The organism is Bradyrhizobium sp. AZCC 2289 (assembly GCF_036924615.1).
GTDB lineage: Bacteria > Pseudomonadota > Alphaproteobacteria > Rhizobiales > Xanthobacteraceae > Bradyrhizobium.
This window is the reverse complement of record NZ_JAZHRY010000001.1, coordinates 5,088,164-5,112,415: the sequence shown is the minus strand read 5'-3', so window position 1 is coordinate 5,112,415 and position 24,252 is coordinate 5,088,164. Positions and strand designations below refer to the sequence as shown.

The window sequence follows — 24,252 nt, the reverse complement described above, 5'->3', positions numbered from 1 at the left end:
AAGAACCCCCTCAGCGCAGCGATCCATGGTAATACCGCCGAAACATCGCCCGGCGATATTCGTCGCGATTCCAGAGGTATATGATGAACGATGAGCCGAAAAGCGCCGCCGAAATGAAAGAGCTTCGGCTGAACCGGAAGCGCACCCAGGAAGTCGAGGGCATCAAGGCGATGGCCGAAATCGCGGCGGCTGATATCGCCATTCGAAAGCGGACCGAGACGTTGCGCGCACTCCGATTGGCCAAGGAGGCCGCCGACCTCGCCAACCCGCCCGAGCCGAAGGTCAAAGCCAAGCCCAAGGCCAAGGCCAAAGCTCCCGTGAAGATTGCAGCCAAGACCGTGAAAAAGGCTGACGTGACATGACAAAGGAAGATCGCGACCGCGCCCAGGCACGGCTCGACAAACAAACCAGGGCGGCCCAGGACGCGAGGTCCGGCAAAGCCGACCGGGACTCGGCCAGCAAGGCCGTGCTCGACAACATGGCCAAACTGAAGGCGTTGCGGCTTGCCCGCGAAGCGGCCGAGCCGCCCCGTCCGGCCGCCGCACCGAAGAAGGCGGCCGCCAAGTCGAAGAAATCCAGCGGCGAGAAAGCCCCGGCGCTGACGGATTGGCTGGCCAGCCAGCAAAGCGGCGGTCGCCGCACCTGAATGCAAGTGCGCGCGGTTCTGCCCGGGTTAGAACCGCGACGCTGTGTGCTTCGACGTATTTCCTGGACGTGTTTCTTGGACGCGTTTTCGGTAGCTTTACGCCGGTGCCGGCCACTCGATCATCGATCGCGTCTTGGTCTCGGCGTCATAGACCTGCACCTGAAGCATCTGGAACTTGTTCTTCAGGGCCATGCCCGCCTCCTCGGCAGCTTCGACGGTGTCGTGATGCGACTTGAAATGGCCGTCGACGACCAGCGAGTATCCGCTGGTCGGCGCCTTGTCGGCGCGAATGATTTTGCGTGGCTGCACTTCTTCAGCCTCGATCTTCGGCTTCTTCATGCTGGATGCTGGCTCCGTGTTAGGCCCGTTTTGGAGCGTACTCCGCAAAAAGGGCAGGAAAGATCGTTCGACCGGCGCTAATATGCCGTTCAAACCCGGTCAGATTGAGGTCATACGTCATTCTGACGGAATACCTAGTGTTTTCGAGCGAATCGGCTATTCGAACAAACCGCCGATCGATCCGGCGAAAAGGAACAATATGGGTGGAATCGGCAGGAGGAGCGAACCTCCGAAGCAAGGCGACGACAAACCGAAGAAACCGCTGCCACCTCCGGTCGAGGATGACGAGATCGAGGATGGCGACATCGCCACGCCGAAGCGCGATCGCAGCGGCAACGACGACGAGCCGTTGTAAATCCCGACGCGGCGATTTGCCCGTGCGCGTTCACGTGTCGGCGTGCACCACTTTCGATGCCGCCGGTTCATTCCACATCGCAAGCAGCGCCACGAAAAGTGCGCCCGTGACGAGGGTGCTTAAGGGAAGGCCCAGCATGTTCCGGCCGGCGACGAAGTCGCCGACGGTGGTGCCTGCGGCTCTGACGGCTACGATCGTCATCCAGTAATACGGCAGCGATCGAAGCAATCCATTACGGGCTGTCGCAAACAGCAACGCCAGAACCGGAACGAGCAGCAGTGACGCGCCACCGTCTCCGAGACGCAGGTCATGCGAGCAGTAGTCGCCGATCACCGTGCCGAGGCTGCCGGCAATAAACATGCTGATCCAATAACCCAGATCGGCACGAAGCGTCGTATCCTCGCCTTTGCCCGACGTCTGGCGCCAGGCGAATTGCCAGCTTGCAAAAACCGCCACAGCCAGAATCGCAGCGAGTCCGGCAATGACGAATGGCCGCGGCAGTTTCAAGTCACCGCAGGCGAAGTCGGCGAAATTTGTCGCCCCGGTCCGGACGATGATAACGGCCGTCCAATAGTAAACCTGATGGATGGACCGGTCGAAGCGCTCGCTGACGACGACGACGACGAGCGCCAGCGCCAGAAATGGCAATCCCGCGAGATGTCCCAACCCCACATCACGCGCAAAGAAATCGCCCATGTTGGCGCCGAAGATGCTCGCAAGACAGAGCGCCGCCCAATATCGCGCACTGAGCGTTGGCAAATGAATTCGTTGCATGGGGACCTTTTGCTTTCCGATGGCAAACGCGTAGAAGGCAATCCATGAAATATGAAAATGGTTTGAGCAAGGTTTCTGAATTCACGTCGGCCTTTTTTGAGTGATCAAAATTACGGCACCTGCATCTTCCCGCCGCAAAGAGCCTGCAGCATCCCGAAACTACCCTGGATACCCAGGAGCTAACGCGGTGCGCGGCAGATTGATCTTGCGTCGGCGGAACATCATCGTGGTTACGATGCTTGCGCTGACACACTCGGCTTTCGCCGGGCCTCCCTATGTCTCTGACGATCCCGAGCCGACCGACTACAAGCATTTCGAAATATATACGTTCAGCAACGGCACGGCCACGCGTGGCGATATCGGTGGTGCCGCGGGCGTCGATTTCAACTATGGCGCTGCGCCGGATCTTCAGCTGACTGCCACATTGCCTGCGGGCTTCGATCGGCCGGGATTGGGCAGGACGAGCTTCGGCCTTAGCAACATCGAACTTGCCGCGAAATACCGTTTCCTGCGCCAGGATTCGTTTGGCCTGGACGTCAGCATATTTCCCCGGGTGTTTCTGCCGAGCGGGTCGGCAAATATCGGTAACAACACCGCATCACTGCTTCTCCCGGTATGGGTCCAGAAGGACTGGAGTGGTGGATGGTCCGCCTTTGGCGGAGGCGGTTGTGTGATCAGCGGCCATGCTTCGCAGAATTTCTGCCTCACGGGCGGGGTCGTCACCTATCAGTTGCTTCCAAAGCTGCAACTTGGCGCCGAGCTATTCCACCAAACTGCCGACGGCAACGGTACCCCGGCTTCGACAAGTGTGGGATTTGGTGCCCGATACGACCTGAACGAAACCTATCACTTGCTTGGTTACATCTCGGCAGGGAATTGAGAACACCAACGAAACCGATCAATTTTCCTGGTACGCGTCCATTCTTTTTACCTTCTGAGATTTCTCGTCGCTAAAAACCTTTGCGCTCGATCATCCGGATGCTTTTGAGATCGAGCAGATGCGCGCCAAAACCGCCGCGCGCGAGCTTCACGGCGAACTTCGGCGAGGCCAGCAGAAACACCACCGTGATCGCCAGCGGCACCGCGCTGATCCAGTCGAGCCGCCGCGGCGTCAGTTCTTCGGTGCTGCCGGTGTAGGGTCCTTTATCCCTGAGCAGGCGCCAGCACTCCCTCAAAATATCGCGCCGCGTCCCATCGCGCGATCCGCATCCGAGCAGCGCCTGCATCGCCAGATGCGTCCGCACGCCCTCGCGGCTTTCCGGCAACGCCGCCGGCGTCTCGCCTAGCGAAACGCGCAGCAACAAGCCGACCAGATCGCTACCGGCGCGAAAGGCATTCATCGGTTCGACCAGCCGCGGATTGCAGTCGATCAGATACGGCGTGGCGTCGTCATCGCGCAAAATGTAGTCGACCGACAGCGCACCATGCCAGTCGAGCGCTTGCCCGATCCTTTCGACATGGCTGCGCACTTGCGCGCGCCTTACGCTTTGCTTGATCGCCTCGCCACCGCCGACGCCGGAGGCGACTTGCCGGTAGGCATGAAAGCCGATCAGTTGGCCGCGGCAAAACACCGATTGCGCCTTCTCGGTGGTGCCCGCGATCAGTTGCTGGACCAGCACTTCGCCGGCAAAGGCTTCGCCGGTGCCGAGTTCATGCAGCGCGCCTTCGAGGTCTTGCGCGCTACGCACAAACCAGATGCCGCGGCTGGCGGTGCCCACGGATGTCTTGACGACGGAGGGAAAGCTGACGGCGGCGCGCAACGCTTGCGCGGACGCCACGATTTCCGTCGGCGGCTGCGGTAAACCCAATTGCCGCAGCAGCCGGCTGAACCCGGCCTTGCTGTGCGCCGTGCGATAAGATTCGAAACCCGGCAGCGCCAGCCCGATGCGGCCTTCGAATCGCTCCGGCACCCGCGCGAACAAAAATCCCTGTTCATGCGTCGGCAGCAGCACGTCGAAATGCCCGGTGGCCAGCAACCGCTCGACAAACGCCAGAAATCCGGCCGGGTCGGCCCGCAAACCCGGACAGCGATGAAATTTCCGGACGAATTTCGAGAACCGCGCCAGACAGTATGGCGACGGATCGCAGATTTCGACGTGATGGCCCGACAGGCCCAGAATCGTCATCGCTTCCCGCGCCGAGGTGCTGGAACCCTCGGCAACGAGCACGCGCAGCGATTTCAAGGGATCGGTCATATCCGATCATTGCTGCATCGCCCGGCTTTTGTCGCTGATTTTAATGACGCATTTCCTCAATCCGGCGCGCTTCGCCGGGGCAGCCATGCAGCGGCATTCATGGACAAATAACCCCTAACCACTATTTTCACGCTGCCTTGCCGGGCCGAATTTTGCGACGGGGTTTTGGATAGACATGGTCGACGTTCTGGCCGCACCGCAACATGTGAAGACCGATAGTTCGCTGCGCACGCTCACAGCGATTTCGGTGGCCCATTGGGTCAGCCATTTCCATTTGTTCGTGCTGCCGATGCTGTTTCCCTTTCTTAAAGCGCAACTCGGCGTCGGCTATATCGAGCTCGGCTTTGCGCTGACCGTGTTCGGCCTGGTGTCCGGCCTGACCCAGGCGCCGATCGGATATCTCGCCGACCATATCGGCGCGCGAAAGGTGCTGCTGATCGGCCTCTGCGTCGGCGGTTGTGCGCTGATCGGACTTGGCCTGCATCTGAGCTACCCTGCGCTGATCGTCAGCGCCGCGGTGCTGGGGCTCGCCAATAGCGTCTACCACCCGGCCGATTATGCGATCCTGTCGGCGCATATGGACGTCACGCGGATGGGCCGGGCGTTTTCGATCCACACCTTTGCCGGTTTCGTCGGCGGCGCGGTGGCGCCGGCGATCATGCTGGCCCTCGTTGCAACGGTGGGCGGCCTTGGCGCACTGATCGTGGCCGGCGCGATCGGGCCATTGGTGGCGCTATTGATGATCGCGATGAGCCTGCCCGATGCCAGCGCCGCCGACCGCAGGGCGGACGGGGTGCAGGCGCCGCAGCAGAACGTCCTGACGCCCGCGATCATGATGCTGACGATCTTCTTTATGTTGCTCGGCCTGTCCAACGCCGGCATCAACAATTTCGGCGTCGTGGCATTGATGAGCGGGTACGGCGTCGACCTTGCCGCCGCCAATTTCGCGCTGACGGCCTTTCTCGGCGCCAGCGCCGTTGGCGTGCTGGGCGGAGGCTTTCTCGCCGACCGCACCCATCGCCACGGCCAGTTCGCGGCCGCCGCTTTCGGCATCAACGCGGTGATCATGCTGGTCATCGCAACCGTCAACCTGCCGTCGCTGCTGCTGACGGCGCTGATGACGTCGGCGGGATTCCTCGGCGGCGTGATCGCGCCTTCGCGCGACATGCTGGTGCGTAACGCGGCCCCTCCGGGTGCTGCCGGCCGGGCCTTCGGCATCGTCTCCACCGGATTCAATTTCAGCGGCATCCTGGCCCCGCTGCTGTTCGGCTGGATCATGGATCAGAACCTGCCGCATTGGGTGTTCGGCGCCTCCGTCGCCTTCATGGTTCTGACGGTGCTTCTGGCGCTGGTCACCGACCGCAAGCCGCAAGGCGCCTCCGAGGTGCCGGACTCAAGGCTGGTGCATTCCTGAACCTCAATCCCGGCGGTTGACTGCAGGGCGGGATAACCGATGATGCCGGGACAAAATTTCAACCCGGGATGAATCGCCATGGCCTTTACCCCTGATCTCGTCATCCGCGGCGGCACCATTGCCGATGGCAAGGGCGGCGACCTCTTCGAAGCGGATGTCGCCATCTCCGGCGGCCGCATCACCGAAGTCGGAAAAATTTCGGGCAAGGGCAAGGAAGAGATCGACGCCAAGGGCAAGCTGGTCACGCCGGGCTTTGTCGACGTCCACACCCACTATGACGGCCAGGTCACCTGGAGCCACGACATCACGCCCTCTTCGCAGAACGGCGTCACCACCGCGATCATGGGCAATTGCGGCGTCGGTTTTGCGCCGTGCCGGCCGTCCGATCACGTCAGGCTGATCCAGTTGATGGAAGGCGTCGAGGATATCCCGGAGCCGGTCCTGAGCGCCGGCATCCCTTGGGCCTGGGAGAGCTTTCCCGATTACATGGAATGGCTGTCGAAGCGTAATTTCGACATGGATATCGGGGCGCAATTGCCGCATGCGGCGTTGCGCGTCTATGTGATGGGCGAGCGCGGCGCGCGCCGCGATCCCTCGACGCCGGAAGACAACAAGGCGATGGCGGCGTTGGCGGGTGACGCGGTCCGCGCCGGCGCGCTGGGCTTTTCGACCTCGCGCACCCTGAACCACCGCACCTCGACCGGCGATTACACGCCGACGCTGAAAGCCGGCGAGGACGAACTGACCGCGATCGCCGGCGCCATGCATGGCGTCGGCCGCAGCGTGTTCCAGTTCGTGCTCGATCTCTCCACCATCAACGAAGATCTGCCGATGATGCTGCGGGTGGCCGAGAACACCAAGATCCCGGTTTCATTCTCGATCACGCAGAACGACAAGGCGCCGCAGCGCTGGCGCCAGACGCTCGACATCATCGGCGACGCTTCGAAGCGCGGCCTGTCGATCACGGCGCAGATCGCCGCGCGCCCGGTCGGGCTGATGCTCGGGCTGGAACTGTCGCGCAACCCGTTCCAGACCCATCCGAGCTACAAGGCGATCGCCCATTTGCCGCTGGCCGAACGACTCAAGCGGCTGCGTCAGTCCGAGCTGCGCGCCGCGATCCTGAGCGAGCACGCGACTGCCACCGACGATCCGCTGTTCTTCCGGCCGAACTACGACAAGATGTATCTGCTCGGCAATCCGCCTGATTACGAACAGCCGCCGGAAAACACTTTGGGTGCGCAGGCCCGCCGCCGGGGCCAGCAGCCGGAAGCACTCGCCTATGACGCAATGCTGACGGACGAAGGCCGCGGCATGCTGTATGTGCCGTTCCTCAATTACGCCGACGGCAATCTCGACGCGACGCGCGAAATGCTGCGCGATCCGAATTCGGTTCCGGGCCTCAGCGACGGCGGCGCGCATTGCGGCATCATCTGCGACGCCAGCTTCCCGACCTATTTGCTGACGCACTGGACGCGCGACCGCACCCGTGGCGAAAAACTGTCGATCCCGTTCGTGGTGGCGGCGCAGTCGCGCAAGACCGCGCTGTCGGTCGGCCTCTACGACCGCGGCGTGATCGCGCCGAGATTCAAGGCCGACGTCAACGTCATCGATTACGACAGGCTGCATTTGCATCCGCCAAAGGTGCATTACGACCTTCCGGTCGGCGGCCGCCGCCTGCTGCAGCAGGTCGACGGCTACGACGCCACCATCGTGTCCGGCGTGGTGACGCAGCGCGGCGGCAAGTCCACCGGCGCCCAACCCGGGCAAGCTCGTGCGCGGCGTCCAGGGCACCCAGCCGCAGTTTGGCGCGGCGGCGAGCTAATCGCATCTCCGCGTCGTCCCGGCGAATGCCGGGACCCGTACGCCGCGGCCTAACCGTGATGCGATGGCGTTAGCTGCCTTCTGCAACAACTAGCATCGGTTGTTATGGGGCCCGGCGTTCGTTCACTGGGCAAAACACGCTGGAAAAATTATTTTCTGCCGAAGTCCTTTAGGTGACCGGTTCTGCAGCGTCAGCCTCCCGCCATGACGTTCGACAATCTCCTTGGCAATCGCCAGTCCAAGGCCTGCCCCGGGGCCAGACTTCCGCCGCCCCGGATCAACCCGGAAAAATGGCTCGAATACGCGTGACATGCTTTGCTCGGGAATGCCCGGTCCTTCATCATCGATTGTGATCAAGGCGGTGCTGTTGTTTTCCAGACCAACGGTGACAAAAGCGCCCCCGCCATGCGTTGCCGCATTGATGACCAGATTTCTGACGGCACGCGTCAGTGCCAACGGCGCCGATGAAATTGTCACCGCCTCCATTTTCATGATCGTCACCGACGCCTTCATCGACGCGAGATCCCTGCAGATTTCCGCGATGACTTGATCGACCCGGAGCAACTGACTTCTTTCCCGCTGTGTTTCCTCGCGCACGAGCTGAATTGCGCTATCCGCGATACGGTCAAGTTCCTGCAAATCGTCCAGCCACATCGCGCGATCTTCTTCGTCGTCAAGAAATTCGGCTCGCAGCCGCATTCTGGTCATCGGCGTACGCAGATCGTGCCCTGCAGCCGCGACCAGTCGCATCCGGCTTTCGGCAGCGTTCTTCAGCCTGGCCGTCATGGTATTGAGCGCGCGCGCGGTCGCCCTCAGTTCGGCCGGTCCGCTTTCCGGCAATCGCGGAACAACGCCGTCGGCGTCGATCGTTGCCGCTACGCGTTCCAGAACCGCAAGATGGCGCGTGATGCGGTGGGCAAACCACAGCGCCACACAAACTGTTCCGAGGGCGACCAGCAGGAACCAGCCGGCGAGCGCGAACAGAAATTCCGGGCGACGGCGCTCCGGGACCGGAAGTGCTAGCCAACCCGATTTCAATTTGATTGACACAAACGGGTGGGCGGTCGCGGTGGGCTGCGTTACAACGACCTCGAGATCGGATCCGGCGCTGCGCAATTGAGATTGCAGCAGGTTCGTCAGTTCCGGGCGCGGCTGACCTGGTACAGGGCCCGATCCCAAATGCGAGAGCCTGTCGTTTTCGTCGTTACCGAACAGTGGTGCGATCAGCAGGATCGCCTCGGAAACCAGTCGGGCGTAATCCCCCTGTTCCTTTTGTATATGCCCCTGCCGTGCCAAAAATAGGGTTGCGGTCGCCATTACTACAACGCAGATGATCGACGCGACGAGCGTAATGACGACGCGAGCCCGCAGAGAGTTCATTCGCCGGCCCCAATCTTCTCAACATGGGCGGTAAATACGTAGCCGCCGTTTCGCACCGTCTTGATCAGCTGGAATTCATTGTCGCCGAGCTTGCGGCGAACCCGGCTGAGCAACACGTCGATGGACCGGTCGAAAACATCGCCGTCACCCCGCTTGGTCGCGTCCAGCAGATACTCGCGCGAAAGCGTCCGGCCGCACTTCGCGACCAGCGCAAGCAAAAGATCGAATTCGGCCGAGGTCAGGTCCAAGAGCTCACCGCCCGACTTGACGACCCGCCGCAACCCGGGTTGTAACGCAAAACCTTCGAACCGGTATTCCTGGGGAGAATGCACCGTCCGCCCCACGTCATTGTGGCGACGAAGCACCGCGCGGATGCGGGCTGCGAGTTCGCGCGGATTGAACGGCTTGCCGAGATAATCATCGGCGCCAATCTCAAGACCAATGATCCGGTCGACGTCTTCCTTGAGCGCGGTGAGAAGGATGATCGGAATGGGCGAGTTATCACCGCGTATATCCCGGCAGATGTCGAGGCCTGATCCGTCCGGCAACATCACATCCAGCACGATCAGCTTGATGTCGTTCGACTCCAGCGCGGCGTGAAGGGTTCGCTTGTCGGACGCGAGCGTCACGCGAAAGCCCTGCTCGGCCAGATAGCGGCCAAGCAGCTTTCGAATCTGAAGGTCATCATCGACAATCAGAATATGCGGCTCGGCGTACACTCGTTCGCGTCCTCCGCGACCCCGTTCTGGATCGAATAGAGCACTTGTCCCCGTCGTTCAATTGGGAACAGCCAAACCGGCCATTCCAGCAACATTGAGACATATTGCGGCGGTGCCGGCGCAACGTTCGGACACCCATGGCCAAAATTTGGAGTTAACCGGCGGCTAAAGCTACGTGACATCGGATGCCTCTCCCTGGGGCGCGAAGACGAGAAATCCTCATGCCTGATCTTAGCGGACGCCGACAGCGGATTGCGATCTGGGTTCTCGTGAAGCTGTTTTTAACGCTGTGCGGCAGTCGAGACGACGCGCCCGCCGCGATCGCGCAGGATCAACCGCTCACATTGGCGGTGGCTCAAGCGGTCCGGCAAGCCGCGAAGAATCACGTGCCATAGCCGACCTGCAAGGCGGCCCTGAAGGCGGCAACCTAGTTGATGTCGGTGGCGTCATGACAAGACTTTGGGATCGTGTTTTCCGAACAATCTGTCGACGACGCGAAGCAAGCCCGCGACTTGAGCGTACCACTACCATTCTCTGCCAGGATCATTTGCTCGGTGGTGGCCACGGAATTAGCACATTCATCAGCGGCACATGTTGTTGAGCAGCGTGCATATCGATCTCGCCGATGCTGCCCTGCGGGCGTGGCCGCGGGATCGTCGCCTTGATTGCGTTGGCGGCATCAAAATAGAGAAACGTGATGATCCGTTGCGTCGGCAGGTCATAGAGTTTCGAAATCAGCTCCCTGGTGATGACCCCGGTTGCCTTGACGGCTTCGTAATCTTCCCTGGTCTTGAAGATGACGTCGAAGGTAATCTCGAAGGGGCCAGCATTCTTGCTGCGAACAACCTTCGCAATATGTGCCAGAGAAACATTGTCGGTCATCGGTCAGATCTCCACCAGCTCGATGGGGAAGAGTTCGGTCGGGCTGTCGACTTCCATCAGATGATAGACGTTGAACGCGCAGACCTCACCGAGCGGGATTTCCAGCGGAGTGAAAGGCAACGCCAAATTGCCCGCCGTCGCCATCTTGCCCGGATACGGCGCATGCAGCAGCGCGGTGCGGGCCCGCCCGCAGATCGCGGTTGCCAGTTCCTGGGTGATCGCTGCGGCCTCGCCGATGATGCAGAGCTCATGCGAGGTCGGGTCGCGCAGCGGCTCCAGCTCGCCCATGACGCCGTTCTTGCCGTAAACGTGGAAGATAAGCTGATAGTTGTCGGACGGTACATCGGCAAAGAACTCGCGGACGTGATCCTTCACGGCGGGCAGCAGGCCATCGATAGCGCCAATCAGGATCGGATCGCGGACGCCGCCGATAAAAATGCTGCGACAACCGACCTTCTTCGCGCCTTCCAGCTTGAGTGTGTAGGGATTGGCGGGAATGAACTCACTGCCGGACACGCGCACGCGGCGGTCGTTCATCTGCTGGTAGTGACAATGCGACAGATCGAGCGTGCCGCCGGGGCCCGGCAACAGGAACGGATGCGATTTTTCGTAAAGTGTGTGCGCCGCGACTGACATTTCCGTGCAACGCTCCGCCGGATTGACCGGTTCCAATTCGAAATGGTCGCGCCGCAGCGTGCCGAAAATGGCACGACCATTGGGCTCGGCGCATAACGCGCCGCACTCCATGATCTTACCCATGTGCCAGCATAGTGCAGGATCGAATCCTGCCTTGAGGCCAAGTGCGGCAATCGGGGCCGGATCGTAGGCGCGGCCGGAAACGATGATGTCCAGATCGCCGTGGCGTTCAAGCGCCGCAAGAAAAGGCTCGGCACCCATTTGGGCGACGATGGTCGTCGACGCATCGATTTCATGCTCGTTGAGCGGCTCGACCGGACCGCAAGGCGCGATGCGCCCGTTGCGCAGTTCGTCGGCAACCCGCTGCTTCGGAATTTCCGAATAGATCGCCGCTGCGCGAAATCGATAACGCTTTGCCCGCGAAATCTCCTTGATGATGTCGAGGAAGACGTCGACGTGGGCATTGGTGCCATCGCCGCCCGCCGACGAAATGTAGATTGGGATTTTTCTTTCGTGACCTACGGCAAGAAGCATCGCCAGGTCGCGCTCATAGGCCTCGCGGCTGCACGTCATGTGACCGAGGCCGAGCTTCTGCGGCCCGCTGTCGGTCGAGCCGGAGTCCAGGGCAATCACGTCGGGTGCCATCTCGGCTCCCATCCTCAGGAAATTTTCCGGAATGCCGTAGCCGAGCATTCCGATCGGCGTCAGTACCTTGATTTCGTCCTTGGCCATGGTTTTTTGATCCTGGATGGAGGGTCGTCCCGATCGCTCACGGCGCTATTTCTTCCAAGGCGAGACCGCGTGTGCGGGGGCCATAAATACCGATCGATGCCGCCACGATCAGCATGCTTATGGAGATGAAGACGAAGACGCCGGGGGCGCCGAATTCCTTCAGAAAGAGGGCGATCATAAAGCTGGTGAAGACCGTCGAGAGGCGGCTGAAGGAATAGACGAAGCCGACTGCCCGCGCGCGGACTGCAGTTGGATATAGCTCGGCTTGATAGGGATGGTAGGCATACGACATTAAAGTGTTTGCGCCGACGATGAGGACACCGCAGGCGATTACGAGTGCGGGCACCGTCAGGACGGAGAAAATCGATCCGAGAACAGCCGCGGCTCCCGAGGAGACGACGATCTGCCATTTGCGCTGGTATCTGTCCGCAACGGTGAAGCCCCACAGCAACGGCCAAAGCGGATAGACCCCCGCGATGATCGCCGAGTACAGCAGGCTCTTCGTCAGCGAATGGCCCTGCGAGGCCAGCAGGGCAGGCAACCAGTTGGTGAACCCGTAGAAGCCGATGGTTTGAAAGAAGTTGAAAACCATCAGCATTATCGTCCGTCTCCGGTAGGGCGGTCGCCAAATCTCGGCGAACCCTGCGCTGTGGAACTGCTCCGGAACGGATAGCGGCGGCGGCGGCAGCTTGCTGCCGAGGCTGGCCTCGATCTTGGCCTCGATGTTCGCGACGATGCGCTCCGCGGCATCGATCTGGCCGTGATTTGCGAGCCAGCGCGGCGACTCCGGCAGGCGTGCGCGCAGCCACCAAACGCCAAGGGCGCCGGCGCTACCGATAACCACGACCCACCGCCAGCCTGCAACGCCGTATGGGTCGATCGGAATCAGCAAATACGAGATGAGAGCAACCAGCGGGATCGCGAGATACGAAATCGAATGCGTGATCGCCGCCGCCTTGCCGCGCATATGCTTGGGCACGATTTCGACCAGATAGGCGTCCAACGTGACGAGTTCGATCCCGAGGCCGATTCCGGCGAGAAGGCGGCAGACCAGAATTCCCGTCGCGGTCGATTGAAAGGCCATCGCGAAAGTCGCCAGACTGTAAGCGACGAGCGCCCCCAGAAAGATCGGCCGCCGACCGAAGCGATCAACGACTGAAGCAAATGCAATCGCGCCGATGAAAAGCCCAAGGAAAGTCGAACCCGCGAACGCCGCCTGATCCGCAACGCCGAACAGACCGGCGCCGCTGCTGAAAATGCCGGCTCGGACAAGTCCTGCCGGGACATAGGCCGTTTGGTAGAGGTCATAGACCTCAAACAACCCCGCCAAAGCAACCACTATGACAAGCCACCAAACGTGCCGATTTTCCGGCAAACGATCGATCCGTGTAGTGATCGCCGCCGCCAAATCTTGCGCGGAGCCGGGGACTATCGAGCGATCTCGATTTGGGGCCCCTACGGCCACAGCTTGCACCGACACGCGTGCTCTCCCTACCGCGGCACCGTCACAAAACGTTTACTATTGTCAACAATCATGACATATCATTTACAATATTTGATGATTGTATACCGATCGGATGTTCGGATACAAGGTTTCGACGCCCCCATTCGGATACGAATCATGACTTTGCAGGAACCCGCCCGCGCCCTGGTCGACGAAACAGCGCTGCGGCTCGAACAATCAATTCTCGCCGGCGAGCTCAGCCCCGGGCAGAAGCTGTCCGAGCAGATGCTTTCGTCACATTTTGGCGTCGGCCGCGGCCCCTTGCGCGAGGCGATCCGTACGCTTGAGGGGCGCCATCTGGTCGAGCGCACACCGTTTTCGGGGGTTCGTGTCGTTCAACTCACTGTCGATGATGTTGAGCAGTTGTTGTTTACGCGCGAAGCGCTGGAGGGAATGGCGGCGCGGCAGGCAGCCGAGAATATGACCCTGCACGAAACGCGACGGCTTCGTGATTGTCTTGCAGACCTGGCGAAGAGATTTCGGGCGGAGGGCCTGGACGGGGTCTTTCGGAACGGGACAGCCGACAATGACCTGCACATCCAGATTGCGAAGGGCAGCCGAAACCGCTGGATTTCGAACATCATCTGCCGGGAGCTGTATCCGTTGCTGCAGATTTGCAGGCTGCAGTCCACGGTCGCTACAGCAAAGGTCGCGGAACGGGCAAAGGCGGTTCACCGCGAGCATGAGGCGATCGTCTCGGCAATCGAACAGCGCGATCCTGATTCTGCAGAACGCGTGATGCGCGAGCATCTTGCCGGCTCGAGAACGCGCTTGTTGGCGGAGCTTCGTCGGCGCGAAACGTCCGGTCAATCTGCGTTACCCAAAACGCGATAGCTCTGACGCATGCACGGGTCGATACCTGGCTCTCTCTGTTCGCCGCTAAAGACCGCGTCACTCGGTGCAACGCCAAGCGACCGGCACAGATATCGATCGGGCAACATTCGGAAATAAAGAACGAAGTCCGGAACAAGCTTCGGTCGCAAACGACCGGCAAAAACCCGAACGAATTTAGTCCCGTTGCCGGTAAGCGAAATGCCCAGAGCCATTCTATCCAATGATGATCCTCGAAGGCTTGCGGCTTTCCCCGATGACGGATTTCTCCCGGAATGCTGTCTCGACACTCCGATCGAAGATGCGCTCGGCGTGATATCGGCGCCACCCAAGTTGCGCCGAGCCAAAGGCCTCCGACAGGGCCACTCTGATCTTCGCCGCATCGCCTTGATGGCTCTGGTGCTGGTCCCGTCTGTTGCAACGGCGGCGGAGCCTTTACTCACCTTGCCGGCCCCTCCGTTTGAATTGCCGGTTCTGCCGCCGTTGTCCGGCACCTGGACGGTCATGGTCGGCGTAGGGGGCGAATACAAACCGGATTTCGAGGGCGCCAACCGGAGCATGCTCAGCCCGGTCCCGATTTTTTCCATCCGTCGCGCCGGCTCGACCGAGCAGTTTCGCGGGCCCCGCGACAGCGCAAGCATCGCGGTGATCGACTTCGGCGACCTTCGGGCCGGCCCCGCCGGCAAGTTCGTGTCATCACGGAAAGCCAGCAGCTATTCCGAGCTGAATGGCCTCGGTGACGTCAAAACCACGGTCGAGCTCGGCGGCTTCGTCGAATACTATCCGGTCGACTGGTTCCGCACCCGCGGCGAACTCCGCCAGGGCATTGGCGGCCATCACGGCGTCGTGGCCGATCTGTCGGCGGACGTCATTGTCCCGGTCATCCAGCGTCTCACCTTGTCGGCCGGCCCACGCTTCACATGGGAAAGCACCAAAGCGACCTCGCCCTATTTTGGTATCGATGCCGTGCAGGCGATGGCGACAGGGTTGCCGGCCTTCGACGCCAAGGGCGGCGCGCACTCGGTCGGCGCCGGCGCCCAAGTGTCCTATCGGATCAATCCGCAATGGGAAGTTCACGCCTATGTCGAATATGAGCGGCTGCTCGGTGACGCGGCGAAGAGCCCGCTGGTGACGCTTCGGGGTTCCCCGAACCAAACCACGGTCGGCATCGGCGCCTCCTACGCGTTCGACATCAAGATCCGATAGGGACGCCATGTGCCGCAGCATTCGATGCGTCCGCTTCGCGACGGTTGTTCTAATTGCGGTCAGCGTCAGCGCTTGCGCGGCGTTCGAAACCCGCGAGACGAAGCTGCAGGCCGTCAAGACCGTCGGCGTCATCTCGGCGGTCGGAGATGAGATCACCTTCGCGAAAGGAGGACTAACCGGGCTGAACAACCGAAGCCAAAGCTTTCCGATCGCCTCCTGGGGCCTCGATGACCTGATCGTCCAGCAGGCAACGACGGCCTTGAACGGACGCTTTCAGGTGCAGCCGGTCAGTTACAACCGCACCGCCTTTACCGCCATCAAGGATTCCCCGGTTGCGCCCGTCAACCTCGTACGCAGCGATCCATTCAAGAAGCTCGTTCAGACCGAAGTGTCTCCCCAGGGACTCGATGCCTACATCGTCATTACCAAGGCAAAATCGAGCTTCGGTGGTGGCGCACGAAAGGTCGAAGGGATAGGTTTCATCACATACGGCACGGTGATGGAATCCTACCGCCAGGTCCACGCGCTCTACGAAATCAGAGTGTTCGACGGAAAGACCTTCGACGTCATCGAAAAGATGGCCGCACCGCCATTGGACGATGGGGGGCAGGTCAGGATCGCCGGCCCCACCCGAATGATCGATGAAAGTTTCGCGACCAGCGTCGGCAATCCCGCCGAGAACGAGAAGCTGCACGCAGCGATAGCCGACCTTGTCGCACGCAGCCTCTCGACAACCCTGAGCGACATGCATCTGGCAGATGTCCGCTAACCCGAAGCATCAACGTAAGGAGAATGTGATGAGATTTGTGCGCCTCAGCCTGGCTTTGTCCGCATTCCTGCTGACCACCAGCCCCAGCCTCGCAGACGATATTTTTGGCACCTGGCTGCGCGACAATGGTGCCCTGCAAGTCAAGTTTGAACCGTGTGGCGATGCGATCTGCGGAAACATCGTGTGGGTAAAGCCCGGTTCGGATTCGAAAGCCAAAGTCGGGCAGCGCCTGTTCTTTGAGATGCGGCCCAATGGGGTCAATTCCTGGACTGGAAAGGCCGCAAGTCCTGACAGCGGGTCGGTCTATTCAGGCAAAATGTCGATCGAAGGATCTGGCCTCAATACCTCGGGCTGCATGGTCGGCGGCTTGATTTGCAAGTCGGTGAACTGGAAAAAGATATCTTAGACCGACACCGCACCGGCGACGCCGAGCAGTTCGAGGTGGCTATGCGTCCCGGCCCCCCGTGCGCAATTGCGCACCAGGCCGGGACCACACCGTTTTGGTGCCCCTCACGCAAACTTCGGCTGCACCGCGTGTGCCGTCAGCCTCGCCCGCTCGGTGTTCGGCCACAGCAGCGCGAGGCCGAGCAATCCCGACACGACCAGGATCACCGCGTTGATGGTGAAGCCCGTCATGTAGCCGTCGAGCGGCGCCGCGGCGCTCTGGATCACGCTGCCCATCACATAGGGCGCGAGGATGCCGGCGAGCGTGTAGAGCGCGCCATAGATCGAGATGATCGCGCCGCGCTGCGACACCGGTGTGAACTCGCCGAGCATCGGCGCGCAGACCACATAGATCGATCCGCACAGTCCTGATCCGACCACCAGCAGGGCGATCATCAGTGCGCCGGGTGCGACATGGGGAATCACCGAGAGGACCAGGCCGCCGACGATCAGCGGCACCGCGCCCAGCACGCCGCGGGCGCCGCGGGTGGTGAAGCCGCGCGCCAGCATCAGCTGCGAGATCCAGCCGGTGAGCAGCACCATCACAGCGCCGAACACCCAGGGCAGGATCGAGATGAAGCCGGCTTGCTGCTGCGAGAAGCCGAGCCCCTTGACGATGAAGGGCGTGAACCAGGTCAGCCCCAGCGACAGCGCCCAATAGGCACCGAAGGTCGCGGCGACACAGCCGACAAAGGTTCGCGAGGTCAACAGCCGGAAGTAGGGAATGCGCGGCTCATTGGCCGCCATCGCCGCGGTCTGCACCAGCGGGCCTTCCTTGCCGAGGATCAGCCACGCCACCGCCCACATCAAACCGACCACACCGAGCGCACCAAAGGCGTAATGCCAGCTGTAATTGACGATCAGCCAGTTCAGCGCGGGTACCGCGAGGATCACCCCGAACGCCGAGCCTTGCGACAGGATTGCAATCGGCAGGGTCCGCTTCTCGTCCGGAAACCACTTGAAGATGGCATGCGCTGCGACCGACGCCGCCGGGCCCTCGCCGGCGCCGAGAATCACCCGGCAGATCAGAAGCGTGGTGAAGCCGATGGTGCCGACCATCGGGAATTGCGCCAAGGCCCAGACCAGTGCCAAAGCCAGCAGCACCCAGCGGGTGTCGATGCGATTGACGATGAAGCCGACGATGATGGCCGCGATCGAGAACAGGAAGAAGAACGAGGAACCGAGCAGGCCGAAGGATTCCGGCTCGAGCTTGAGCTCGGTCATGATCGGCACGCCGGCAAGACCGACCACGATCTTGTCCGCAAAGTTCACCAGCATGAACAGAAACAGCAGAAAGGTGATTTTCCAGGCGCCTTTCGGCGTCGGTTGTGCGGTCATGATCGGCTCCCAAATTATCTTTGCCGGCTCTGTCAGATCGGCTTGGCCCGATGCTAGCCATGCCTTTCCGGACAAGGCAACAGCGCATTTGGACCGGACCGCGTGCGCTGCAACTATGCGCTGTATGCGACATGCCGCCTGACGTTGTTTCGCCTGGCGGAAGCAGGCGGATCACGATCGCGTCGCCGCGCGATTGAACCCGTGATCTACCATGGCCGCCCTGATATATGGTCTCATCCGTCACATCCGGGGAATTTCATGGCCAGATCAGTCCGTCGTCGCGCCAACATCATGGGCGCGTTTATTTCATTGGCCGTGCTCGCCGCAACAGCCGCGCCGGCGCAGGACGCCAAAACGCCGGACTATGCGGCGATCGTCGCTGCGCCCGACCGGGCCGATACCGACCGCCAGGCCGACCAGCGCCGCCAGCCGGCCAAAATGCTGGCTTTCGCCGGCGTCCAGACCGGGATGAAGATTCTGGATATGGAAGCCAGCGCCGGCTACAGCACCGAACTCTTGGCGCGCACCGTCGGGCCGGCCGGCACCGTCTACGCGCAGGATTCGGCTGCCGTGATCGAGCGCTTCGTCAAGGACAAGTTCGACATCCGCGCGCAGAAGCCCGCGATGAAAAACGTCGTGCATGTCATCAGGGACTTTGACGATCCGATCCCACCCGACGTCTCGGGCCTCGACATGATCACCTTCTTCTTCGCCTATCACGACATCACCTATATGCAGGTCGATCGCGCCGTCATGAACAAGAAGATGTTCGCGGCCCTCAAACCCGGCGGTTTTCTGATCATCGCCGACCATTCCGCGAAACCGGGCGACGGCACAAATGTCGCCAAGACGCTGCACCGGATCGAGGAGAGCACGCTGCGGCAGGAGATCGAGGCCGCCGGGTTCAAGCTGGTGGCCGAGGGCGATTTCCTGCGCCATCCCGAGGATCCCAGGGAGGCGGCGGTGTTCCGTCCGCAGGTGCCGACCGACGAGTTCGTGTTGAAATACCAGAAGCCGTTGTGAGGCACGGCTTTCGTCGCGCATGACCAACGGCAACCCCATCGTGCTTGATGTCACCGGCCTGACCAAGAGCTACCGCTCCGCCGGCGAGGAGATCGCCGTGCTTCGCGGCGTGAATCTTGCGGTCGCGGCGGGAGAAAGCGTCGCGCTGACCGGTGAATCCGGCAGCGGCAAGAGCACGCTGTTGCATCTGATCGCGGGCCTCGACGCCGCCGATGGCGGCGAGATCCGGCTGGCGGACGTCATCGTCTCCGGTCTCGGCGATGCCGGCCGTGCGGAATTACGGCGCGATCGCCTAGGGCTGGTGTTTCAACAGTTCAACCTGATCCCGAGCCTGACCGTCGAGGACAACCTGGTATTCCAGTCGCGGATCGCCGGCCGTCACGACCCGGCCTGGCATGCCGAACTCGTCGAGCGGCTCGGGCTCGGCAATTTCCTGAAACGCTATCCCGAGCAATTATCCGGCGGCCAGCAGCAGCGGGTCGCGATCGGCCGTGCGGTCGCGATAAAGCCGCTGCTGCTGCTCGCGGACGAGCCGACCGGCAATCTCGACGAGGCCACCGCCGACGAGGTTTTGGCGCTGGCCCGCGATCTGGTGGCGCGCACCGGATGCGGTTTTCTGATGGTGACGCACAGCACAAGGCTTGCCGCCACGCTGGACCGGCAGGTCAATCTCCACGCCGGTATCATCACATGACGCGCGCGCTCTGGATCCTTGCCGTGCTCCTGAGCCACTGGCGGCGGCATCCGATGCAGCTCGCGACCCTGTTGATCGGCCTGATCTCGGCGACCGCGCTGTGGAGCGGCGTGCAGGCGCTGAACCAGCAGGCGCGCAATTCCTACGACCGCGCCGCCGCGACCTTCGGCGGCGCCCGCACCGCGATGCTGGTCGGCCGCGACAGCGCCACCTTCCCGCAACAACTCTTCATCGACCTGCGCCGCGCCGGCTGGCCGGTCTCGCCGGTGCTCGAAGGCCGGATCCAGATCGGTGGACGTTCGTTCCGGCTGCTCGGCATCGAACCGGTGACGCTGCCCGCCGAAGTCGGCAACGCCCCCACGATCGGCAAAGCCAATCTGCAGTCCTTCATGACTCCGCCCGGAGAAATGCTGGTGGCGCCCGAAACACTGTCCGATCTCGGCCTGAGCGAGGGCGCGACGCCGTCGACCAATGGCGGCCCGGCCTTGCCGCCGCTGCGCGTGCAGCCGCAACTGGTGCCCGGCGTGCTGGTGGTCGATATCGGGATCGCGCAAAAACTGCTGAAAATGCCGGATCAGCTTTCCCGCCTGCTGGTCGGCAAGGCAAAAGGCAAGCGCGCGGCGCTGGAGACGATTGCCGGCGACAAGCTCCGTCTGATCGAGCCCAGCGCGGAAAGCGATCTCGAACGCTTGACGGATAGTTTTCACCTCAACCTGACCGCGTTCGGGTTGCTGTCGTTCTTTGTCGGCTTGTTCATCGTCAATTCGGCGATCGGGCTCGCCTTCGAACAGCGGCTACCGATGCTGCGCACCCTGCGCGCCTGCGGCGTGTCGGCGCGCCTGCTCAACACCGTGCTGGTGATCGAGCTGGTGTCGCTGGCGCTGGTCGCGGGGCTGATTGGACTTGTGTGCGGCTATTTGATTGCGGCTGCATTATTGCCCGATGTCGCCGCATCCCTGCGCGGGCTCTATGGCGCGCAGATTCCCGGCCAACTGACGCTCAAGCCGGAATGGTGGTTCGCGGGCGTCGCCATTAGCGTTTTGGGCGCGCTCGCGGCCGCCGTCGCCAGCCTCACAAAAGCTGTCCGCATGCCGGTGCTGGCCACCGCCCAGCCCTACGCCTGGCAACAGGCGCAGCACCGCTGGCTGATGTTCCAGAGCGCGCTGGCGCTCATGGTGTTCGCGGTGGCGGGGAGCTTTCTGTGGTTCGGCGATTCCCTGATCGCAGGCTTTGCCGTGCTCGCGGCCATGCTGCTTGGCGCCGCGCTGATCCTGCCGGCGCTGCTCGAGATCGTGCTTTCACTCGGCCAGCGATATGCGCGGCGGCCGCTCGGCGTCTGGTTCTGGGCCGACAGCCGCCAGCAGCTATCAGGATTGTCGCTGGCCCTGATGGCGCTGTTGCTGGCGCTCGCGGTCAATGTCGGCGTCGGCACCATGGTCGAGAGTTTTAGCCGCACCTTTCTGGTCTGGCTCGACGGCCGGCTGGCGGCGGATGTCTATGTCAACGCGGCCAACGAGGCGCAGACGGCCGAGATCAGGGCGTGGCTGCGCCAGCGCCCCGAAGTCGACGCGGTCCTGCCCGGCGGCCGCGCCGACACGCAATTCGGCGGCGCGCCGATCGAGGTGCTGGGACTGGCCGATCACGCTACCTATCGGGACAACTGGCCGCTGCTGCAGTCGGCGGACAATGCCTGGACCAAACTTCGACCCGGCGATGCCTGTCTCGTCAGCGAACAATTGGCGAGGCGTCTCAAACTTGCGATCGGCGACCGGATCGAGGTCCCGACATCGGGCGGCAACTGGCCGCTCCAGATCGTCGGCATCTATGCTGATTACGGCAATCCGAAGGGCCAGATCGCGGTCAATTTCGCCGCGCTGACGCGGCACTTTCCGGAAATCCCGCTGACGCGACTGGGCCTGCGCGTCGCATCGCCAAAGATCCCGGCGCTGATCGCGGCGCTCCAGGAAAAATTCGCGCTCGACGACCGCAACGTCGCCGATCAGGCGACGATGAAGGCGGACTCGACGCGGATCTTCAACCGCACCTTCTCGGTCACCGCGGCGCTGAACGCCTTCACCCTCGGCGTCGCCGGCATCGCGCTGTTGACCAGCCTGCTCACGCTCGGCAATTCCCGCCTGCCGCAACTGGCGCCGCTCTGGGCGATCGGCATTACAAGGCAGCGGCTGGCCGCGATCGAATTGCTCAAGACGATGTCGGTCGCGCTGATCACCACCTTGCTTGCGATTCCCTTGGGGCTGCTGGTGGCGTGGTGCCTGCTGGCGGTGGTGAACGTCAAAGCCTTTGGCTGGCGGCTGCCGTTTCAAATCTTCCCGCTGCAATTGCTGGCACTGCTCGGCGTCGCCATGGCCGCGGCATTGTGTGCCGCTTTGCTTCCCGTCGTCAGACTGGCGCGGATGCAGCCGGCCAGCCTGATCCGGATCTTCGCAAATGAGCGGTAGCGGCACGATATCCCGCCGCTTCTTTGCGGGCGGCGCGCTGCTGCTCGGGCTCGGCGGCAAAGCCCTTGCGCAGGGCTTTGCCGGGCTCGGCGAAACCACCGACGGATTTGCGTCCGTCGTTCCCGGCAAGGCGTTTGTGTTTCCAGCCGATCACGGCCCGCATCCGGGATTTCGGATCGAATGGTGGTACGTGACGGCCAATCTCGTCGACTCAAAAGGAATTGCCTACGGCGTACAGTGGACGCTGTTTCGGCAGGCGATCGCAGCCGGCGCCGAGCTCGAAGGCTGGGCCAATCAGCAGATCTGGATGGGGCACGCTGCAGTGACTTCAGCGCAGTTGCACCGGACCAGCGAGACCTTTGCCCGTGGCGGCATCGGCCAGGCCGGTGTCGAGGCAAGCCCTTACCTGGCCTGGATCGATTCCTGGGAAATGCGCGGGCTGCCCGCGATGAACGCGGCCAACATCGCGCCGCTCGCCCTCAACGCATCGGGTGCCGATTTCAGCTACGCGCTGCGCCTCGATGCGGATCGGCCACTCGTGCTGCAGGGCGATGGCGGCTACAGCCGAAAATCGGAGCGCGAACAGGCGTCGTATTATTACAGCCAGCCCTATTTCGCTGTGACCGGCAGCATCACCATCGACGACAGGCAAGCCGAGGTTACCGGCCAGGCGTGGCTGGACCGCGAGTGGAGCAGCCAGCCGCTGGCGCCGGATCAAAGCGGCTGGGACTGGCTGTCGCTGCATCTGAACTCCGGCGAAAAGCTGATGCTCTATCGAATGCGCCAAACCGACGGCAACCATTACGGTTCCGGCAAATGGTTTGCGCGTGACGGCAACGCACAGCAGATCGCCTCCGCCGATCTCACCATGACGCCGCAGGCCTTTACCGAGATCGAAGGCCGCAAGATTCCGACGACATGGCGCATCGCCATTCCAAAACTGGCGCTCACGATCGAATGCATCCCGCTGAACGCGCGAAGCTGGATGGGCACGAGCTTTCCTTATTGGGAAGGCCCGATCCGCTTTTCCGGCAGCCACGCGGGATTAGGCTATCTGGAGATGACGGGCTACTAGAGCGAGCGATAAATTCCTGAGGTGCGAGCCGACGGGTCGCGCGAATGCGCGCCCGATGACAGGCTCCGCGAGCCTCGAAGGATGAGCGGCCGGTGGCTGTCGCCCTCGGCCTCCTCAGGGTGACGGATCGCGCTATAGGCTAACACGTTCAAAAGGGGGGGAACTTTGCGATGTATCATTTCACCGCGCTCGTCACGTGCCTTGCCATCCTGTTTTATTTCTTCACCTCCATCCAGGTCTCGAAAGCGCGCGCCGCGTTCGGCATCAAGGTGCCTGCGACCTCCGGCAATCCCGATTTTGAACGGATGTTTCGCGTGCAGATGAACACGCTGGAATGGATGCCGATCTTCCTGCCCTCGCTGTGGCTGTTTGCCGTCTACATCAGCGATGCCGTCGCAGCCGGGCTTGGCGTTGTCTGGATCGCCGGCCGTATCCTCTACCTGATCGGCTATTCGGAAGCCGCGGCCAAACGCGGCCGGGGTTTTGGAATCCAGGCCAGCGCCGCGATCATTCTTTGGGTAGGCGCATTGGGCGCGATCGCCTGGCGTCTGATCCACGGGTGAATGATCCGATCACAACATCGTGGCGTTGCACTGTCTTCTTCCGATCATGTTTCGGGTGAATATATTCAGTCAGGCAACGCATCCCGAATCGTGCGTTGCTGTTGCTCTGAACTGCCCCGTCCGCTGATCCCCAGCGGGCGGGGTTTTCATTGGCGCCGAGTCCTTATTCCAGACCAGCATTTCATTCCAAATCAGCGCCGCTATTTGGAACATTACTACCGTCATCCTACACCGACTGCGGCGCGCCGGGCACGCGATCGAATCATATCCGCAGCGGCACTTAAAATGATTCTCATAATATAAGCTGGCATTGCGCGATTTCACGGCAAATCCGCATCATGCGCCATCTCCCTTTACCGTTGATCGCCGAGCCAGCGGTAAAATACGGCGCGTGCGTTGCACAAACATCACAGCGGCGTGCGAAGCGCGGCACGTCACGCGTTTGTCATTCCC

The 24,252-nt window shown here is 61.9% G+C and carries 23 protein-coding genes and 1 pseudogene; 15 read left to right on the top strand and 9 right to left on the bottom strand.

From position 1 onward, the window contains the following. The first annotated feature begins 83 nt into the window (after positions 1–83). Positions 84–362 carry a hypothetical protein gene (locus V1289_RS24310; RefSeq protein WP_334399467.1) on the top strand — a complete coding sequence of 93 codons (279 nt, stop codon included), beginning with the start codon at positions 84–86 and terminating at the stop codon, positions 360–362. Further along, positions 359–646, top strand: coding sequence for a hypothetical protein (locus V1289_RS24305; RefSeq protein WP_334399465.1), 288 nt, complete (start codon positions 359–361; stop codon positions 644–646). The genes V1289_RS24310 and V1289_RS24305 overlap by 4 nt, the downstream gene beginning before the upstream one ends. 96 nt (positions 647–742) lie before the next feature. Here V1289_RS24305 and V1289_RS24300 read toward each other — a convergent pair whose 3' ends face one another. Continuing rightward, positions 743–985 carry a hypothetical protein gene (locus tag V1289_RS24300; protein ID WP_309181386.1) on the bottom strand — a complete coding sequence of 81 codons (243 nt, stop codon included), beginning with the start codon at positions 983–985 and terminating at the stop codon, positions 743–745. Here V1289_RS24300 and V1289_RS24295 point away from each other — a divergent pair. Then, positions 984–1,340 (top strand): hypothetical protein, encoded by a 357-nt coding sequence (locus V1289_RS24295; protein WP_334408013.1) that lies wholly within the window; start codon positions 984–986, stop codon positions 1,338–1,340. The two genes, V1289_RS24300 and V1289_RS24295, sit on opposite strands and share 2 nt — an antisense overlap. A 30-nt stretch (positions 1,341–1,370) precedes the next feature. Here the strand turns inward: V1289_RS24295 and V1289_RS24290 are convergent, their stop codons facing one another. Next, entirely contained in the window at positions 1,371–2,114 is a 744-nt protein-coding gene (locus V1289_RS24290; RefSeq protein ID WP_334399463.1) for a hypothetical protein, read from the bottom strand. A 187-nt stretch (positions 2,115–2,301) separates the two neighbouring features. Here V1289_RS24290 and V1289_RS24285 point away from each other — a divergent pair, with 187 nt between their 5' ends. After that, positions 2,302–2,994, top strand: a complete 693-nt coding sequence (locus V1289_RS24285) for a transporter (protein WP_334399461.1) — start codon at positions 2,302–2,304, stop codon at positions 2,992–2,994. 70 nt (positions 2,995–3,064) lie between these two features. On the opposite strand, the gene V1289_RS24280 is transcribed toward V1289_RS24285, so the two are convergent. Beyond that, positions 3,065–4,309 (bottom strand): ATP-grasp domain-containing protein, encoded by a 1,245-nt coding sequence (locus tag V1289_RS24280; protein ID WP_334399459.1) that lies wholly within the window; start codon positions 4,307–4,309, stop codon positions 3,065–3,067. 175 nt (positions 4,310–4,484) lie between these two features. Here V1289_RS24280 and V1289_RS24275 point away from each other — a divergent pair, with 175 nt between their 5' ends. Both V1289_RS24275 and V1289_RS24270 read left to right on the top strand, forming a co-directional pair. Further along, on the top strand, positions 4,485–5,723 hold the full coding sequence (locus V1289_RS24275) for an MFS transporter (protein ID WP_334399457.1): 1,239 nt from the start codon (positions 4,485–4,487) through the stop codon (positions 5,721–5,723). A gap of 78 nt (positions 5,724–5,801) precedes the next feature. Further along, positions 5,802–7,545, top strand: a pseudogene (locus tag V1289_RS24270) (N-acyl-D-amino-acid deacylase family protein). Positions 7,546–7,667: 122 nt separating this feature from the next. On the opposite strand, the gene V1289_RS24265 reads toward V1289_RS24270, so the two are convergent. The 5 genes from V1289_RS24265 to V1289_RS24245 form a co-directional block, all read right to left on the bottom strand. Next, positions 7,668–8,924 (bottom strand): ATP-binding protein, encoded by a 1,257-nt coding sequence (locus V1289_RS24265; protein ID WP_334399455.1) that lies wholly within the window; start codon positions 8,922–8,924, stop codon positions 7,668–7,670. Then, entirely contained in the window at positions 8,921–9,643 is a 723-nt protein-coding gene (locus tag V1289_RS24260; protein WP_334399453.1) for a response regulator, read from the bottom strand. The genes V1289_RS24265 and V1289_RS24260 overlap by 4 nt, the downstream gene beginning before the upstream one ends. A gap of 543 nt (positions 9,644–10,186) precedes the next feature. Further along, on the bottom strand, positions 10,187–10,525 hold the full coding sequence (locus tag V1289_RS24255) for a DUF4387 domain-containing protein (RefSeq protein WP_334399452.1): 339 nt from the start codon (positions 10,523–10,525) through the stop codon (positions 10,187–10,189). A 3-nt stretch (positions 10,526–10,528) separates the two neighbouring features. Next, positions 10,529–11,893, bottom strand: a complete 1,365-nt coding sequence (locus V1289_RS24250) for an acyclic terpene utilization AtuA family protein (RefSeq protein WP_334399451.1) — start codon at positions 11,891–11,893, stop codon at positions 10,529–10,531. Positions 11,894–11,930: 37 nt separating this feature from the next. Then, on the bottom strand, positions 11,931–13,232 hold the full coding sequence (locus V1289_RS24245; protein ID WP_334399450.1) for an MFS transporter: 1,302 nt from the start codon (positions 13,230–13,232) through the stop codon (positions 11,931–11,933). Positions 13,233–13,520: 288 nt separating this feature from the next. Here V1289_RS24245 and V1289_RS24240 point away from each other — a divergent pair, with 288 nt between their 5' ends. The 4 genes from V1289_RS24240 to V1289_RS24225 all read left to right on the top strand — a co-directional run bounded on the left by V1289_RS24240 (position 13,521) and on the right by V1289_RS24225 (position 16,609). Next, positions 13,521–14,231 (top strand): GntR family transcriptional regulator, encoded by a 711-nt coding sequence (locus tag V1289_RS24240; protein WP_334399449.1) that lies wholly within the window; start codon positions 13,521–13,523, stop codon positions 14,229–14,231. 198 nt (positions 14,232–14,429) lie between these two features. Next, a complete protein-coding gene (locus V1289_RS24235) occupies positions 14,430–15,434 on the top strand; it encodes a MipA/OmpV family protein (protein ID WP_334399448.1) in 1,005 nt (334 codons plus the stop codon). 7 nt (positions 15,435–15,441) lie between these two features. Then, complete coding sequence (locus tag V1289_RS24230; protein ID WP_334399447.1) at positions 15,442–16,203, top strand: hypothetical protein; 762 nt, start codon at positions 15,442–15,444, stop codon at positions 16,201–16,203. A gap of 28 nt (positions 16,204–16,231) precedes the next feature. Beyond that, positions 16,232–16,609 (top strand): DUF2147 domain-containing protein, encoded by a 378-nt coding sequence (locus tag V1289_RS24225; RefSeq protein WP_334399446.1) that lies wholly within the window; start codon positions 16,232–16,234, stop codon positions 16,607–16,609. Between the two features lie 104 nt (positions 16,610–16,713). Here V1289_RS24225 and V1289_RS24220 read toward each other — a convergent pair whose 3' ends face one another. After that, positions 16,714–17,985: an MFS transporter gene (locus tag V1289_RS24220; RefSeq protein WP_334399445.1), complete on the bottom strand. Its 1,272-nt coding sequence runs from the start codon at positions 17,983–17,985 to the stop codon at positions 16,714–16,716. A 258-nt stretch (positions 17,986–18,243) separates the two neighbouring features. Between V1289_RS24220 and V1289_RS24215 the strand changes: the two genes are divergently transcribed. The 5 genes from V1289_RS24215 to V1289_RS24195 all read left to right on the top strand — a co-directional run bounded on the left by V1289_RS24215 (position 18,244) and on the right by V1289_RS24195 (position 23,799). Continuing rightward, on the top strand, positions 18,244–19,008 hold the full coding sequence (locus V1289_RS24215; RefSeq protein WP_334399444.1) for a class I SAM-dependent methyltransferase: 765 nt from the start codon (positions 18,244–18,246) through the stop codon (positions 19,006–19,008). A gap of 19 nt (positions 19,009–19,027) precedes the next feature. Further along, entirely contained in the window at positions 19,028–19,702 is a 675-nt protein-coding gene (locus V1289_RS24210) for an ABC transporter ATP-binding protein (RefSeq protein ID WP_334399442.1), read from the top strand. Further along, positions 19,699–22,161, top strand: coding sequence for an ABC transporter permease (locus V1289_RS24205; protein ID WP_334399440.1), 2,463 nt, complete (start codon positions 19,699–19,701; stop codon positions 22,159–22,161). The genes V1289_RS24210 and V1289_RS24205 overlap by 4 nt, the downstream gene beginning before the upstream one ends. Continuing rightward, entirely contained in the window at positions 22,151–23,236 is a 1,086-nt protein-coding gene (locus V1289_RS24200; protein WP_334399438.1) for a lipocalin-like domain-containing protein, read from the top strand. The genes V1289_RS24205 and V1289_RS24200 overlap by 11 nt, the downstream gene beginning before the upstream one ends. Positions 23,237–23,406: 170 nt before the next feature. After that, a complete protein-coding gene (locus V1289_RS24195) occupies positions 23,407–23,799 on the top strand; it encodes an MAPEG family protein (protein ID WP_334399436.1) in 393 nt (130 codons plus the stop codon). Positions 23,800–24,252: the final 453 nt, after the last annotated feature.